This is a genomic window from Streptomyces aurantiacus JA 4570, assembly GCF_000414115.1.
GTDB classification, from domain to species: Bacteria; Actinomycetota; Actinomycetes; order Streptomycetales; family Streptomycetaceae; genus Streptomyces; species Streptomyces aurantiacus_A.
On sequence record NZ_AOPZ01000334.1, the window covers coordinates 1 to 658 of the forward strand.

Annotated in this window: 1 protein-coding gene; it reads left to right on the forward strand. The window is 74.0% G+C overall.

What is annotated here, in order from left to right; translation table 11 throughout:
• Nucleotides 1-254: 254 nt before the first annotated feature.
• The coding region (locus STRAU_RS43980) for an AfsR/SARP family transcriptional regulator (RefSeq protein ID WP_037662490.1) at nt 255-658 on the forward strand (404 nt) is incomplete at its 3' end.

Sequence of the window (658 nt, forward strand, 5' to 3'; positions counted from 1 at the left end):
GCCCCGCGCCCCCCGGCCCCGCCCCGCCCGTGCCCGCCAATTCCCCTGCTGCAACGGGTTGTTGAAGGTTCCGGCAGGTCGGACGGGGGATGGCTCCGGCGCCCCGGCGGGATGCGGGCGGCGTGTGAACCCGGCCCGCACGAAGGCGAATTGACAAACCGAGCGCCCTGTTTTTCAATCGCAAGAGAGGCCCGGGGGAACCGCTCTCCCGGCGGCGCCCGGCGCGCGGCATCACCACCGACAGGGGAGACGGCGTGGACATTGACGTACTCGGCGCGTTGGCCGTACGGGAGAACGGGATCTCGATCACACCGAGCGCGCCCAAGCCGCGGCAGGTGCTGGCGCTGCTGGCCTTGAACGCGGACCGGGTGGTGCCGGTGTCGGCGCTGAGCGAGGAACTGTGGGGCGCCAGCCCGCCGCGCAGCGCCCGCACCACCTTGCAGACCTATGTGCTGCAGCTGCGCGAACTCATCGACCGCGCCCTCACCCACGACAGCACCCGGCCCGGCAGCACCCGGCCCGGACCGGCCCCACGCGGCAGCGCCCAGCACGGCAGCGTCCAGCACGGGGGCGTGCAGGGCGGTACGGGGCGGGGCGCCCTGACGGGCGGGCGGTTAACGGAGCCCGCCGCCCAGCCCCCTTCCGCGAAGGAGGTGTT